The organism is Nocardioides sp. PD653-B2, assembly GCF_002117935.1.
Classification (GTDB): Bacteria; Actinomycetota; Actinomycetes; order Propionibacteriales; family Nocardioidaceae; genus Nocardioides.
The window spans coordinates 88,704-102,042 of sequence record NZ_BDJE01000025.1; the positions used below are offsets into that span (position 1 = coordinate 88,704).

Here is a 13,339-nt window from a genome sequence, read left to right on the forward strand (position 1 = left end):
CCCTCAGCCGTTCTCGGCCGGGCCTGCGCAGTGCAGCGGTGTCCCGTCCGGGTCGCTCGTGGCGGGACGGATGGTGACGCGGTTGACCTCGGTGCCGGGCGGGACGGCGTGCAGGAGCTGCATCCGGATCTCGTGGCGCCCCTCGGAGAAGCAGAACCACCGACCGGCCACCACGGCGACGAGCTCACCGCCGGGCCTCGTCAGGAACGCCTGCACGCTGGCCTGGGGGACCACCGAGGCGGAGCTCAGCACGTCGGCGACCACGACCGTCTCGCTCGCGGCGGACTCCAGCCGCACGGGGTGCGCCTTGAGCGGGTTCTCGGTCGCGGCGTCGGCGGTTGCCCAGGCGACGTTGCGGTAGGCGACGTCCACGTGACTGATGTCGGAGGCGGGGTCTCCGACGTCGAGGTAGAAGCCGAACTGCTGACCCGGCGGCAGGTCTACGACGGGGCAGCACCGGCCCTCAGGGCCTTCGAGCGAGGTCGCGACGAGGACGTCGTTCTCGTCGCGAGCGGTGATCACGGCGTCCGCGCTGTGCAGGGTGCGGTCGGTGGTGTTCATCACGACGACCGACACCATGCCGTCCACGACGCCCCAGTCGCGGGTCACGAGGATCGGCTGCGCCGGCGCCTCCGTGGGGACGGAGGTGACCGTCTCGCCGTTCATCTGTGCCGAGATCTGGGAGCAGCCGGCTCCGAGGAGCGCGACCACGACCAGCAGCACGACCAGGAGGCTGGTGCGCAGGGTCCCTCCGGGGGCGACGTGGGCGCGGTACGTCGGCCCGGTGCGTGTCGTTGTCACCGGGCGGTCAGGACTGTGAGGCGCGGAAGAGCCACCCGAGCGGACGCGCGTCGGGGTCGTGGGGGGCGGTCGGGTCGGCGACGGCCTGGTCGGCCGGCCGCTGCTGCCCGTCACCGCCCGGGGCGGCCACCAGCGCACGGGCCGCAGCCGACTGGCCGGATGCTTCGGGGTCCGACGGTCCGGTGCGGACCTGCTCCAGGGACCGCAGTACCTCGACCAGGGTCGACACGGCGCCTTCGAGGGTCGGGCCGACCTGGCGGAGCCCGCCCTCGGCGTCGTCGAGCAGGCCCGCGGTGCGGGTGCGGAACTCCTCGATCTCCGCACGCCCGGCGGCCAGCACCTCTTCGCGGATGCGCGCGCGCTCGGCCTCGGTCTGGCGCTGCAGCTCGTCGGCCTCGAGCCGCGACCGGGCGACGATGCCGTCGGCGCGTTCGCGCGCTTCGACGGTCAGCGCCTCGGCGCTCTCGCGGGCCTCGCTCACCAGCCGGGCGGCGAGGGCCTCGGCCGCGGCGACGATGGCGTCGGCCTCGTCGGCGGCGGCACGCTTGATCTCGCTGGCCTCGGCCAACAGCTTCTCGTTGTCGCGCTGGACGCCCAGCTGGGCGCGCATGGCCTGGGCCTGAGCGGCCGCGGTCCCGGATCCGCCGGCGTCGTCGTCGACCGCACCGGACTTGGCGATCATCGGTGACTGCTTGGACACGTCGTTCGGCATGCGCGAAATCCCCCTGTGGTGCTTGATGGCTTGCGCGCACCGCCAGACGTGGCCCCGAGAGCGGACAACGCAAATCCCGTACGGACGAACCGTGCCCGATGATGAATCGTTCAAACACTGTGTGCCGCCTGTGGACGGCTCCCCAGCGGGGAACGAGAGCAGCGTCACCTGGCCTAGGGTGCATCTCGTGCCGGACACCGAGCGAGACCCCAGGTCCGGCCCCCGGAGTGCGCCGGTGTCGACGGTCGCCGCCCTGGGGAGCCACCGTGCGGCGTGGGACGCGCTCGCCGGGAGCCAGCCCGTCGCGTCGCCCTTCCAGCGGTCGTGGTGGCTCGAGGGGGTGGCGCCGGAGGGGACGACGTACCTCCTCGTGCTCGACGGCGGGCGGCTCGTCGGCGGGCTGGCGCTGCGCGAGCGACGGACCTGCGGCGTGCCCACCTACGTCGCCCCAGGACCGGCCGTCCTGTGCCCCGACCACCTGGACCTGATGGCCGAGCCCGGCGCCGAGGACGCGGTGGTGGGCGCCGTCGGGTCGTGGTTCTCCCGGCCCGGGCAGCGGATCCTCGACCTGCGCGGGGTCGTGGAGGGCTCGCTGCTCGCCCGGGCGGTCGACGCCGAGGCCGAGCCGTCGGACGTGGCGCCGTTCCAGCCGCTGCCCGACCGAGCCGAGGACTACCTGGCGGGCCGCTCCTCCAACTTCCGCCGGAGCGTCCGACGCTCGGCGCGGAGCCTGGCCGCGGCCGGGATCGAGCACCGCCGCCTCACCGGGGAGGACCTGCCCGACGGGTTCGCGGCGTTCCGGTCGTTGCACGACGGCCGCGACGGCCGCGCTCCCCTGCTCGCCGAGATGGCGGCCCTCGAGCGCGCGGTGACCGACGGGGTGGCCCGCGGCGAGGCGCGGGTCGACGTGCTCGCGTCCGACGACGAGGTCGCGGCGGTGTCGATCGCGTTCGTCACCGACGGCCGGCTCAGCCTCTACCAGGTGGCCCGCTCCCTCGACTCCCGGCACGACGGTGCCGGCACCGTGCTGATCGTCCGGGTCATCGAGGACGCCCTCGCCGCGGGGTGCCACGAGGCCGACCTGCTGCGCGGTGGCGAGGGCTACAAGTCCTCGTTCACCGACGCGACCCGGTCGGTGGGACGGCTCCGAGCCGCCCACGGCACCCTCGCCCGGGGCGTGCTCGCCGCCGAGGACGCCGCCCGCCGGGTCAGTGCGAGGCTGAGGTCTCCGGCCCCGTGATCCGGCTCTTCGCCGCGCCGTACACCCGCATGAACGCGACCTTCGCGCGGTCCCTGCGGGGGGCGTCGCCGTACACGCTCGGGTCGATGCCGAGCCGCCTGATCTTCTCGTTGAACGCCTGCACCATCGACTCGTCGCCGTTGGACCGGTCGAAGAACGTGACGGTCAGCGACAACGAGGTGCTGTCGCCGTTGCTCAGCCAGTGCGGGTGGTACGGCGGGATGTAGGCGCCGAGCCCGGGCGCGAGGTCGAACTCCGCGACCTGCTCGGGCATCGTGTCGAGCCGGCCGTAGGAGCCGTTCCAGTAGCGGTGCACCTCGCGCTCGCGCTGCTCCCGGTCGGCGAACTTCCCGAAGCCGAGCTTGCGGTGGCCCTCCAGCTGCAGCAGGAAGCTGTGCTCGATGTCGAAGTGCGCCGAGGTCACCGAGCCGGGCGAGCTCGCGAACACGAACCCCATCCGGCGCCTCATGGTGCGCGGGTCGAGCCCGGCGTTCGCCGCCATCCCCTCGAGCAGCTGGTCGACCAGCTCGCGATAGGGCTCGGACTGCTCGATGTTCAGCAGCGTGAACCACGAGTCGTTGGCCGCGAGCGCACGGATCTGGTCGGACACGGCCACCACCTCGAGGGCCGTGGCCGCGCCGGCGTCGGCCGACACGAGAGGCTTGGAGGCCTGCTCGGCCGAGATCGACTCCGCGCCCAGCTCGTCCCCGAGCCGGGCGATGGCGTCGAGCGAGAAGCGCGGATCGCCGCTCAGGCCATGCGTGAACGGCGCGGGTGTGCGGGTGGCGAGGTCGGCCAGGAACGACTGGTCGACGGCAGGCCACGGCGTGTTGGTGTTCATGAATCCCCCGGGTGTCAGTGGCGGCGTCCGACGCTCTGCGTGGTCGCGCGCGCTCTCCACGGTTCGGGCATGTCCCGATCCCGCTCACCTGGAATGTCTCCAGTTGGGCGCCTTCGGAAACCCCTCAGTCGCTCCGGCCTAGTCCTGGACCGCCTTGGCGACCGCCACGCACCGCGTGACGTGGTCGTTGTCCGCGGTCAGCCGACGGGTGCCGGGCGGGTCCTGCAGACGCCAGAGGGCGTTGACCAGCATCCGCACGACCACCCAGTCACGGGCGCGCCGCTCGTCGAAGCCGGCGGCGTCGACCACCGTGTGGAAGCGCCGCCGGACGCCGTCGCGCACGCTCCGTGCGGAGCCGATCTCCTCCCACCGGTTCCAGAGCATCGGCGCGACCTCGTAGTGCGGGTCGCCGTTGAGGGGCTTCGGGTCGATCACCAGCCAGGGCACGCGGTCCCCGGCGAGGACGTTGGCGTAGTGCAGGTCGGTGTGGATCATGCGGCCGCTGCTCGCCTCGTCGCGGCTCAGGTCGCGCGCCAGCGCGGCTGCCTGCTCGACCAGCCGCCGCGGGAGCGGGGCGTCGCGCGGCAGCGCGTCGAGCTCGCGCGCCCAGCGTTCGGCGTACGACGGGAGCAGGCGCAGCTGCGGCGGCGCCGGCACGTGCAGTTGCCCGTAGAGGCCGGCCACGATCTCGCACGCCTCGACGTCCCAGAGGTCGCCGAGGTCCTCGGCGTGCAGTCGCTCGAGCAGCAGGGCGGACCGGTGCGGGTCGGCCCGCAGCAGCTGGACGGCCCCGCGACCGTGCCAGTGCTGGAGCGCGAGGGACTCGTGCTCGGCCTCCTCGTGCCGATACCCGACCTTGAGGGCGGCCGGACGGCCGGACCGCGTGCGCACCGGGACGACGAGCGCGGCGTGCCCGTGGGCAGGCTCGCCGTCGACGGTGAGCTGCCAGTCGGCGACCAGGTCGCCCAGCAGCCGGGGCAGCCGGTCGAGGAAGTCGGCCCAGGCCGGGCCGCGAGCGGCGTACCGGGCGAAGGTCGCGGGGATCGGGACGCTCACATCAGGTAGAACGGCAGCATCGCCCCGACGACGAACAGGGCCAGGCCGAGCACCCGCCACCAGACCCGCCCGTAGACGAACCCGGCAAGGAGGAAGTACGCCGCGGGCGGGAGCGCGACGACCGCCAGCCAGGACCAGGCGTTGCCGGTCACCACGATCAGGGCGACGTGGACGCCCAGCATGATCAGGGCGCCGACGGCGAAGGAGGCGTAGCGGGTGAGCCCGGTCGAGCTCCGGCGCCAGGCCTGGCGCGTCGCCTCGCCGAACGTCTGCTCCCGGACGGGCGGTGTCGGGCTATCGGTCACGGACCCTCCGCCCGGAGCTCCGCCGCCGCGCGGAGCGTGCTGTCGTGGGCCTCGCGGAACGAGGAGTCGGTCGCGCGCAGCTCCTCGACGATCGTCTCGACCTGGTCGCCCAGCTCGCTGCGCAGCTCGGCACCCTCGTCGCCGGTCAGGACGTCGCGCCAGCTGACCTCGCCCCGGACCAGCTTCTCGGCCAGCTGCCGGGTCTCCGGGTCGACGGACCCGCGGCGTACGTCGTCGCGCAGCTCGCGTTCGGCCCGGTCCCGCTCCGCACGGATCCGCTCCGCCTCCTGGCGCAGCCCGGCCCGCGAGGCCTGAGCGGCCTGGGTGATCTGCTGGGCCTGCTCGCGGGCTCGGGACACGACGGCGCGCAGCTCGGCGAGCTCGGCCTGGGCGGCGTCCGGGGTGGCCACGTCAGAAGCCCGCGTTCGCGACGTCGTCGGCCTTGCTGCCGCTGTTGGCGTTGGCGGCCACGTTGCCGATCTGGAACACCACGTCGAGCGCCTTCATCATCGAGGACATGATCGCGCAGGCCTGGAGCAGCGGCGGGATGACGTTGTGGAGCGTCTTGATCGCCTCGATCGCGCCCTCGACCAGGTGGACGATCTTCCGGATCGTGGCGCCGCCGGTGGCGAGCTCCTTGGCGAGCTTGAACCAGCTGCAGATCAGGGACACCGCCAGGTCGTCCACCATCGACATCGCGTCGGCCACCAGCTCGACCACGGCCTTCGTCGCCGTGAGCATGTCCTGCATCGCGGTCATCACGAGCTGAGCGCCCTCGGCCTGGGTCGCGAACGCGTCGGCGAAGCCGGTGATCTTGCCGGAGGCCGCGTCCGCCGCCCGGCCGGCCCACACCGACGGCAGCGCGCCGTTGATCGCGGAGTAGTTGTGGCCGATCTGGCCGAGCCCGTTGCCCAGGACCCCCCAGTTGCTCGCCATCGCGTCGACGGCGTTGAAGTCGCCCGCGATCGGGTCGAGGATCGCGCCGATCAGGTCGAAGCCGACCTTGCGGAGCAGCCAGTCGATCCCCTGGATGATGAAGCCGCAGTTGTCGCGCATCTCGTCGATGAGGTCGCCCTCGCTGCCCGCGGTGCTGGGCGACCAGGACGGGTCGACGAGGCTGACCGTCATCGAGCTCATCGGTGGGCCTCCACGAAGTCGTCGGCGTCGTCGGCGTGGTCCAAGCCGTCGCCCGTGTCGCTCGCGTTGCCGATGAGGCTGGCGGTGTTGTCGATCAGGTCCAGCGGCGCGGCCGGCGTCGAGCCGGCATGGTGCTGGACGAAGTCGGGCACCGGCGGCCCGCTCATCGGGGTCTCGACGTGGTCGAGCAGGTTGTTGGCGTTGACCAGGTTGTCGGGCACCTGGGGGATGTCGCCCCCGGATCCCGGCGTGTACGACTGGCAGCCGACCTGCTCCTCGAGCTTGGTGTGCAGCGTCTCGACGGCGTGGTCGGTCTGCCGCAGGTGCTCGCGGGCGTCGGCGATGCGGTCGGAGAGCCGCTGGGCGCCGGTCATCGCGTCGTTCAGGCTGGCGGTCACGGCGTCGAGCGCCTCCTGGTAGGTGCCCTGGAACAGGCTCAGGAAGCCGCTGAAGGCACCGGTGTCGGCCAGCTGCGCCGAGCACATGAACCCGGACGCATCCGACAGGTTGAGGTACTGGTCGTGGGTCAGCTGGACCAGCTCCTGGGTGCCCTGCCAGGACACTCGCACTTCTTCGGTCATCGTCTCCCCCGTGCTGCGATCCCCAGATCGGTGACACCGTCCGGTCTACCCCTGGTCGGGGGCACCCAAACGGTCCCGTTCACGACCGCGGCAACTCGGTGCGGATCCAGTGGTCCGGCGGCACACCGGGCTTGCCGGGCACGTGCGCCTCGGTCTCGGCCCACCCATCGGCGAAGGCGGCCCGGGCGACGCGCCCGGATGCCTGACGACGACGTCGAGCGCGACGCGCAGGCCCGACCCCTACTTCTTCGACTTCTCCGCCGTCGGCGCGTTGGAGAGAGCGGCGATGAAGGCTTCCTGGGGCACCTCGACGCGGCCGACCATCTTCATCCGCTTCTTGCCCTCCTTCTGCTTCTCGAGGAGCTTGCGCTTGCGGGTGATGTCACCGCCGTAGCACTTGGCGAGCACGTCCTTGCGGATCGCGCGGATGTTCTCCCGGGCGATCACGCGGGCGCCGATCGCGGCCTGGATCGGCACCTCGAACTGCTGGCGCGGGATCAGGTCCTTGAGCTTGCCGGCCAGCATCACGCCGTACGCGTAGGCGGCGTCCTTGTGCACGATGGCCGAGAAGGCGTCGACCGGCTCGCCCTGGAGCAGGATGTCGACCTTCACCAGGTCGGCCGCCTGCTCGCCGGAGCGCTCGTAGTCCAGGGAGGCGTAGCCCTTGGTGCGCGACTTGAGCTGGTCGAAGAAGTCGAAGACGATCTCGCCCATGGGCAGCGTGTAGCGCATCTCGACGCGGTCCTCGGACAGGTAGTCCATGCCCTGGAGGTTGCCGCGCTTGGTCTGGCAGAGCTCCATGATCGTGCCGATGTAGTCGGACGGCGACAGGATCGTGGCGCGTACGACGGGCTCGCGGACCTCGGCGATCTTGCCCTCGGGGTACTCGCTCGGGTTGGTGACGGTGATGACGCTGCCGTCCTCCATCACCACCTCGTAGACGACGTTGGGGGCCGTCGAGATCAGGTCGAGGTTGAACTCGCGCTCGAGGCGGTCGCGGGTGATCTCCATGTGCAGCAGGCCGAGGAACCCGCAGCGGAAGCCGAAGCCCAGTGCGCCCGAGGTCTCCGGCTCGAAGGCCAGGGCCGCGTCGTTCAGCTGCAGCCGCTCCAGGGCGTCGCGCAGCGTCGGGTAGTCGTCGCCGTCGATCGGGTAGAGCCCCGAGTAGACCATCGGGTTCGGGTGCTTGTAGCCGCCGAGCGCCTCCTCGGCGCCGTGGTGCTGGCTGGTGACGGTGTCGCCGACCCGCGACTGTCGGACGTCCTTCACGCCGGTGATCAGGTAGCCGACCTCGCCGACACCGAGCAGGCTCGCCTTGACCGGCTCGGGGCTGATCACGCCGACCTCGAGCATCTCGTGCACGGCGCCGGTCGACATCATCTTGATCCGGTCGCGGTGGCTGAGCTTGCCGTCGACGACGCGGACGTAGGTGACCACGCCGCGGTAGGTGTCGTAGACCGAGTCGAAGATCAGGGCCCGCGCCGGGGCGTCCGGGTCGCCGACCGGGTGGGGGGTCTGCTTGACGATCTCGTTGAGCAGCGCCTCGACGCCCCGGCCGGTCTTGGCCGAGGTCTGCAGCACGTCGGCGGGGTCGCAGCCGATGATGCCGGCCAGCTCCGCGGCGTACTTCTCGGGCTGCGCCGACGGCAGGTCGATCTTGTTGAGCACCGGGATGATGTGGAGGTCGGCGCCGAGCGCGAGGTAGAGGTTGGCCAGCGTCTGCGCCTCGATGCCCTGGGCGGCGTCGACCAGCAGGACCGCCGCCTCGCACGCCTCGAGCGACCGCGAGACCTCGTAGGTGAAGTCGACGTGGCCGGGGGTGTCGATCATGTTGAGCACGTAGTTGCCGGGCTCCGCGCCCTGCTCGTTGCCCTCGGGGACCGTCCACGGCATCCGCACGGCCTGGCTCTTGATGGTGATGCCGCGCTCGCGCTCGATGTCCATCCGGTCGAGGTACTGGGCGCGGGAGGACCGCTCGTCGACGACGCCGGTGAGCTGCAGCATCCGGTCGGCGAGCGTGGACTTGCCGTGGTCGATGTGCGCGATGATGCAGAAGTTCCTGATGATCGCGGGATCGGTGTGCCCCGGCGGGGGGGCGGTGTTCGTGGGCACAGACGTCTCTCGGGTCACTTGCGGGGGACGGCCTCATCCTCCCACACGGGTGGTGCCCGGACCGCCTCGCCGGAGCCGCCTCGACCTGCGCACGAGGTGGCCGGAGAGCAGCAGGAGCAGGAGCGCGAGGAACTGGTGGCCGGATCGGTCACTCCGGGCTGTCGATGAACTCCTTCGACCTGGCGATCGCGTAGCCCCAGCCCTGCTCGAGCGTCGGCTTCGGAGGTACGGCGATCTCGTCGGGGTTGGTCAGCACGTCGAGGAGCACCGGGCCGTCGTGGGCGAGCGCCTCGAGGACCGCACCCTCGACGGCGTGCGGGTCGGTGACCCGGATGCCCTTCATGCCGATCGCCTCGGCGACCTTCGCGAGGTCCGGGTTGTGCAGGACCGTGCCGAACTCGGGCAGCCCCACCTGCTCCATCTCCAGCTTGACCATCCCGAGCCGGCCGTTGTCGAAGACGACCAGCTTGACCGGCAGCTCATGGGTGACGGCGGTGATCAGGTCGCCCAGCAGCATGGTCAGGCCGCCGTCGCCGCAGAACGCGACGACCTGGCGGTGCCGGTCGAGCGCCTGGGCGCCGAGGGCCTGGGGCATCGCGTTGGCCATCGACCCCAGGTTGAACGAGCCGAGCAGCTGCCGACCCCCGTTCATCCGGACGAACCGGGCCAGCCACGTCGTCGCCATCCCGGTGTCGGTCGTGAAGACCGCGTCGGTCGCGGCGAACCGGTCGATCGCGGCGGCGAGCAGCTCGGGGCGGACCCGGCCCTCGGGGTTCTCGACCTTGCGGCGCAGGAGGCCCACCGGCTTCCGCTCGTAGTCCGGGCTGGTGAGGTGCTGCTGCCGCTCGCGCCAGTGGGCGTACGACGAGCGCGCCTTCTCGAGGAGGCCGGTGTCCCGCTTCTCGTCCACCAGCCGCAGCAGTCCGCGCACGGCCAGCCGGGCGTCGCCGACCACGGCGTGGTCGACCGGCGTACGCCGTCCGACGTGGCTGCCGTCGACGTCGATCTGCACGACGACCTTCCCCTGCGGGTAGAAGTCCTTGTAGGGGAAGTCGGTGCCGACCATCAGCAGCAGGTCGCAGCCGTCGAAGGCGACCGCGCTGGCCCGGTTGCCGAGCAGCCCGGACTGGCCGACCTCGTAGGGGTTGTCGGCGTCGAAGGCCTCCTTGCCCTTGAGGGTGACCACCATCGGCGCGGAGAGGCGCTCGGCGAGCTCGAGCACCTCGGCGCGGGCGCCGCTCGCGCCCTGGCCGACGAGGAGCGTGACGGCGCCGGCCGCGTTGATCGCCGCCGCAGCCTCGGACAGCGACGCGTCGCTCGGGGGCGTGGCGGGACGGTCGGTCACGAACCTCGGTGTCGCCGTGTGCTTCGGCAGGTCCATCCCACCGACGTCACCGGGGAGGGTCAGGACCGCGACGCCACGCTCCTGGAGCGCGGCGTTGGCGGCCTGCTCGATGAGCCCGGGCAGCTGGTCGGGGCTGGACACGGTGGCCGAGAAGACCGAGACGTCGGCGAAGAGCACGTCGTTGTCGACCTCCTGGAAGAAGTCGCTGCCGATCTCCTCGCGGGGCACCTGCCCGCAGATCGCGAGCACCGGCGCGTGCGACTTCTTCGCGTCGTACAGGCCGTTGAGGAGGTGGATCGCACCCGGCCCGACGGTCCCCATGCAGACACCGAGCCGGCCGGTCAGCTGGGCCTGGGCCCCGGCCGCGAACGCGCCGGCCTCCTCGTGGCGCACGCCCATCCACGCGATGCGGTCCTCGCGACGGATCGCGTCCGTGACGGGGTTGAGCGCGTCACCGACCACTCCCCAGACCTGGGTGACGCCGTGCTCGGCGAGGGCGTCGATGAGCAGCTCGGCAACGGTGGGCATGGTCCTCCTCGGAGTCGACCGGCTCAGGGATTGAAACGGTCGGGGTTCGCCTGTACCCAGTCGCGCTCCCAGGAACGCGGCGGGTCGCGGTAGAGCTGGCCCGGAGCGAGGTGCTCGAACATCTCGGCGTACGACGAGATGGTGCCGTGGTCGATCCGGCGCCGGAGCATGTGCGGCCGCAGCTCGTCGAAGGAGTGCAGGCCCATCGAGGCGATGACCTGCATGGCCTGCTCGACGGTGCCGCGCTGGTAGCTGGTGACCCGCTGGGTCTTGTCGGGCACGTAGAGCGCCCGCTGCCGCTTCGGGTCCTGGGTGGCGACCCCGACCGGGCAGGTGTTGGTGTGGCAGGTCTGGGCCTGGATGCAGCCCACCGCCATCATCATCGCCCGCGCCGCGTTGGTGTAGTCGGCGCCCTGGATGACCCGCTTGACGACGTCGACGCCGGTCGCGACCTTGCCGGAGGCGCCGACCTTGACCTTGTCCCGCACCCCGGCGCCCCGGAGCGCGTTGTGGACGGTCATCAGCCCCTCGGTCAGCGGCATGCCGACGTGGTCCTCATACTCCAAGGGCGCCGCACCGGTGCCGCCCTCGGCCCCGTCGACGATCACGAAGTCGGGATAGGTGTCCTCCTCGACCATCGCCTTGCAGATCGCGAGGAAGTCGGTGCGCGAGCCCAAGCAGAGCTTGAACCCCGCGGGCTTGCCGCCCGCGAGCTCGCGGAAGTGCCCGATGAACTGGACCAGCTCGCGCGGGGTGGAGAACACCTGGTGGTACGGCGGGGAGATCACCGTCTCCCCCTCCGGGACGTCGCGGGTCTGGGCGATCTCACGGGTCACCTTCGCGCCGGGCAGCACCCCACCGAGGCCGGGCTTGGCACCCTGGCTGAGCTTGAGGCTGACCATCTTCACCTGGTCGTCGGCGGCCTTGTCGGCGAACTCGCGCTCGTCGAAGCCCCCCTGGTCGGTGCGGCACCCGAAGTAGCCGGAGCCGATCTCCCAGACCAGGTCGCCGCCGTGGCGGTGGTAGGGGCTGATCGCGCCCTCGCCGGTGTCGTGCGCGAAGCCGCCGGCCGCCGCTCCCCGGTTGAGCGCCTCGATCGCGTGGCCGCTGAGGCTGCCGAAGCTCATCGCCGACACGTTGAGCATCGCCATGTCGTAGGGCTGCGTGCAGTCCTTCCCGCCGATCCGCACCCGCGGCGGCTCCGCCATCTTCGGGACCGGCACGGTGGAGTGGACGAGGTACTCGTAGCCGACCGCGTAGAGGTCGCGCTCGGTGCCGAACGGCTGCTCCTCCTTCACACCCTTGGCACGCTGGTAGATCGAGGAGCGGGTGTTGCGGTCGAACGGGCGGCCGTCGAAGTTGCGCTCGATGAAGTACTGCTGGAGCTCGGGCCGGACCTCCTCGAGGAGGAACCGGATGTGGCCCAGGACCGGGTAGTTGCGCAGGATCGAGTGCTTCTTCTGCAGCAGGTCGTAGACCCCGACGGCCAGGAGCACCACGATCACGGCGAGGAAGAACCACCATCCGGGTCCGCCGATCGTGGCCGCCAGCGTCGCGACAGCACCGAGGAACGCCAGGACGCCGATCACGAAGAAGCGCAGCACGTGTCGAGTTCTACCACCGCGCCCGCCATCGCCCCGCGTGATGGAGCGGGCCGGCGCATGTCCGAGGATGGGTGCGTGAGCGCCGTACCCCTCCCGACGACCATCCCGCACGGCCGCACGGCCCGGCGGCTCGAGTGGGCGCACCTGCCGCCGCACGTGCGTGCCCTGGTCGAGCGGCGGTGTGGCTCGCCGGTGGTCGAGGCCCGGTCGCAGGGCGCCGGCTTCACGCCGGGCTTCGCGTCCGTGCTGACCTGCGCGGACGGCACCCGGCACTTCGTGAAGGCGGCCTCCCTCAAGGCACAGCGGATGTTCGCCGAGGCCTACCGGGTCGAGGCCGCCAAGCTCGCCGGCCTCCCTGACGCGGCGCCCGCGCCGCGCCTGCTCTGGCTGCACGACGCCGACGACTGGGTGGTGCTCGCGACCGAGCACGTCGAGTCGCGGCAGCCGCGCCGGCCCTGGCGCGAGGCCGACCTGCAGGCGTGCGTCGCGATGGCCGAGCAGATGGCCGCCGTCCTCACTCCCCCGCCGGCCGCGCTGGTCACCGACGACTTCGCGACCGAGTTCGCCGGGTGGCCGGCGTACTGGGACCAGGTCCGCCGGACGATGCCGGACCTGCCCGCACTCGCCGAGCGGCTCGACGAGGCGGCCGCGCTGGCGGCGCGCTTCCGGGAGGTCACCGGCGGCTCGACCCTGGTCCACACCGACATCCGCGACGACAACCTGATGCTCGCCGCCGACGGCCGGGTGCTGCTCTGCGACTGGAACTGGCCGGTCGTCGGCGCCGCGTGGCTCGACACGGTGTTCTTGATGATCGGCCCGCGCGGCGACGGGATCGACGTCGACCGGGTGCTCGCCGGGGCCGCGCTGACCAGGGACGTGCCGGCCGAGGCGGTCGACATCGTGCTGGCGCTCGTGACGGGCTACTTCCTGATGTCCGCGGAGCAGCCGGTGCCCCCGACCTCTCCCTACATCCGGGAGGCGCAGCGCTGGCAGGGCGAGGTGTGCTGGCGCTGGCTGGGTGACCGGCGTGGCTGGACGTGAGCCGGGCGCCGGCCATTTTGGCGGTGCCGAGCGCCG

13 protein-coding genes are annotated in these 13,339 nt (G+C 71.9%); 2 read left to right on the forward strand and 11 right to left on the reverse strand.

Features of this window, described 5'->3' with window-relative positions; all coding sequences use genetic code 11:
* Nucleotides 1-3 precede the first annotated feature (3 nt).
* Both PD653B2_RS11130 and PD653B2_RS11135 read right to left on the reverse strand, forming a co-directional pair.
* Nucleotides 4-801 (reverse strand): hypothetical protein, encoded by a 798-nt coding sequence (locus PD653B2_RS11130; RefSeq protein ID WP_085872445.1) that lies wholly within the window; start codon nucleotides 799-801, stop codon nucleotides 4-6.
* A 7-nt stretch (nucleotides 802-808) separates the two neighbouring features.
* A complete protein-coding gene (locus PD653B2_RS11135) occupies nucleotides 809-1,513 on the reverse strand; it encodes a hypothetical protein (RefSeq protein WP_085872446.1) in 705 nt (234 codons plus the stop codon).
* Nucleotides 1,514-1,700: 187 nt separating this feature from the next.
* On the opposite strand from PD653B2_RS11135, the gene PD653B2_RS11140 reads away from it, so the two are divergent.
* Nucleotides 1,701-2,753 (forward strand): GNAT family N-acetyltransferase, encoded by a 1,053-nt coding sequence (locus tag PD653B2_RS11140; protein WP_165763435.1) that lies wholly within the window; start codon nucleotides 1,701-1,703, stop codon nucleotides 2,751-2,753.
* Here the strand turns inward: PD653B2_RS11140 and PD653B2_RS11145 are convergent.
* From PD653B2_RS11145 to PD653B2_RS11185, 9 genes are all read right to left on the reverse strand, one after another.
* Nucleotides 2,722-3,594, reverse strand: a complete 873-nt coding sequence (locus tag PD653B2_RS11145; protein ID WP_085872448.1) for a JmjC domain-containing protein — start codon at nucleotides 3,592-3,594, stop codon at nucleotides 2,722-2,724. The two genes, PD653B2_RS11140 and PD653B2_RS11145, sit on opposite strands and share 32 nt — an antisense overlap.
* A 138-nt stretch (nucleotides 3,595-3,732) precedes the next feature.
* Complete coding sequence (locus PD653B2_RS11150; protein ID WP_085872449.1) at nucleotides 3,733-4,650, reverse strand: aminoglycoside phosphotransferase family protein; 918 nt, start codon at nucleotides 4,648-4,650, stop codon at nucleotides 3,733-3,735.
* Complete coding sequence (locus tag PD653B2_RS11155; RefSeq protein ID WP_085872450.1) at nucleotides 4,647-4,955, reverse strand: hypothetical protein; 309 nt, start codon at nucleotides 4,953-4,955, stop codon at nucleotides 4,647-4,649. Before PD653B2_RS11155 ends, PD653B2_RS11150 begins: the two co-directional genes overlap by 4 nt.
* Nucleotides 4,952-5,365 carry a hypothetical protein gene (locus tag PD653B2_RS11160; RefSeq protein WP_085872451.1) on the reverse strand — a complete coding sequence of 138 codons (414 nt, stop codon included), beginning with the start codon at nucleotides 5,363-5,365 and terminating at the stop codon, nucleotides 4,952-4,954. Before PD653B2_RS11160 ends, PD653B2_RS11155 begins: the two co-directional genes overlap by 4 nt.
* A gap of 1 nt (nucleotide 5,366) precedes the next feature.
* Entirely contained in the window at nucleotides 5,367-6,092 is a 726-nt protein-coding gene (locus tag PD653B2_RS11165) for a hypothetical protein (RefSeq protein ID WP_085872452.1), read from the reverse strand.
* On the reverse strand, nucleotides 6,089-6,673 hold the full coding sequence (locus PD653B2_RS11170; protein ID WP_133059026.1) for a hypothetical protein: 585 nt from the start codon (nucleotides 6,671-6,673) through the stop codon (nucleotides 6,089-6,091). Before PD653B2_RS11170 ends, PD653B2_RS11165 begins: the two co-directional genes overlap by 4 nt.
* Nucleotides 6,674-6,913: 240 nt before the next feature.
* Nucleotides 6,914-8,785, reverse strand: a complete 1,872-nt coding sequence (gene lepA, locus PD653B2_RS11175; protein WP_089503940.1) for a translation elongation factor 4 — start codon at nucleotides 8,783-8,785, stop codon at nucleotides 6,914-6,916.
* A gap of 148 nt (nucleotides 8,786-8,933) precedes the next feature.
* On the reverse strand, nucleotides 8,934-10,658 hold the full coding sequence (locus PD653B2_RS11180; RefSeq protein WP_085872455.1) for a thiamine pyrophosphate-dependent enzyme: 1,725 nt from the start codon (nucleotides 10,656-10,658) through the stop codon (nucleotides 8,934-8,936).
* A 23-nt stretch (nucleotides 10,659-10,681) separates the two neighbouring features.
* A complete protein-coding gene (locus PD653B2_RS11185) occupies nucleotides 10,682-12,262 on the reverse strand; it encodes an FMN-binding glutamate synthase family protein (protein ID WP_085872456.1) in 1,581 nt (526 codons plus the stop codon).
* Between the two features lie 75 nt (nucleotides 12,263-12,337).
* Here PD653B2_RS11185 and PD653B2_RS11190 point away from each other — a divergent pair, with 75 nt between their 5' ends.
* A complete protein-coding gene (locus PD653B2_RS11190) occupies nucleotides 12,338-13,303 on the forward strand; it encodes a phosphotransferase family protein (RefSeq protein WP_085872457.1) in 966 nt (321 codons plus the stop codon).
* Nucleotides 13,304-13,339: the final 36 nt, after the last annotated feature.

Bases quoted from the DNA above. Each gene is read 5' to 3' on its own strand.
- PD653B2_RS11135 (WP_085872446.1), bottom strand. From the start codon at position 1,513: ATGCCGAACGACGTGTCCAAGCAGTCACCGATGATCGCCAAGTCCGGT.
- PD653B2_RS11165 (WP_085872452.1), bottom strand. From the start codon at position 6,092: ATGAGCTCGATGACGGTCAGCCTCGTCGACCCGTCCTGGTCGCCCAGC.
- PD653B2_RS11170 (WP_133059026.1), bottom strand. From the start codon at position 6,673: ATGACCGAAGAAGTGCGAGTGTCCTGGCAGGGCACCCAGGAGCTGGTC.
- PD653B2_RS11180 (WP_085872455.1), bottom strand. From the start codon at position 10,658: ATGCCCACCGTTGCCGAGCTGCTCATCGACGCCCTCGCCGAGCACGGC.
- PD653B2_RS11145 (WP_085872448.1), bottom strand. From the start codon at position 3,594: ATGAACACCAACACGCCGTGGCCTGCCGTCGACCAGTCGTTCCTGGCC.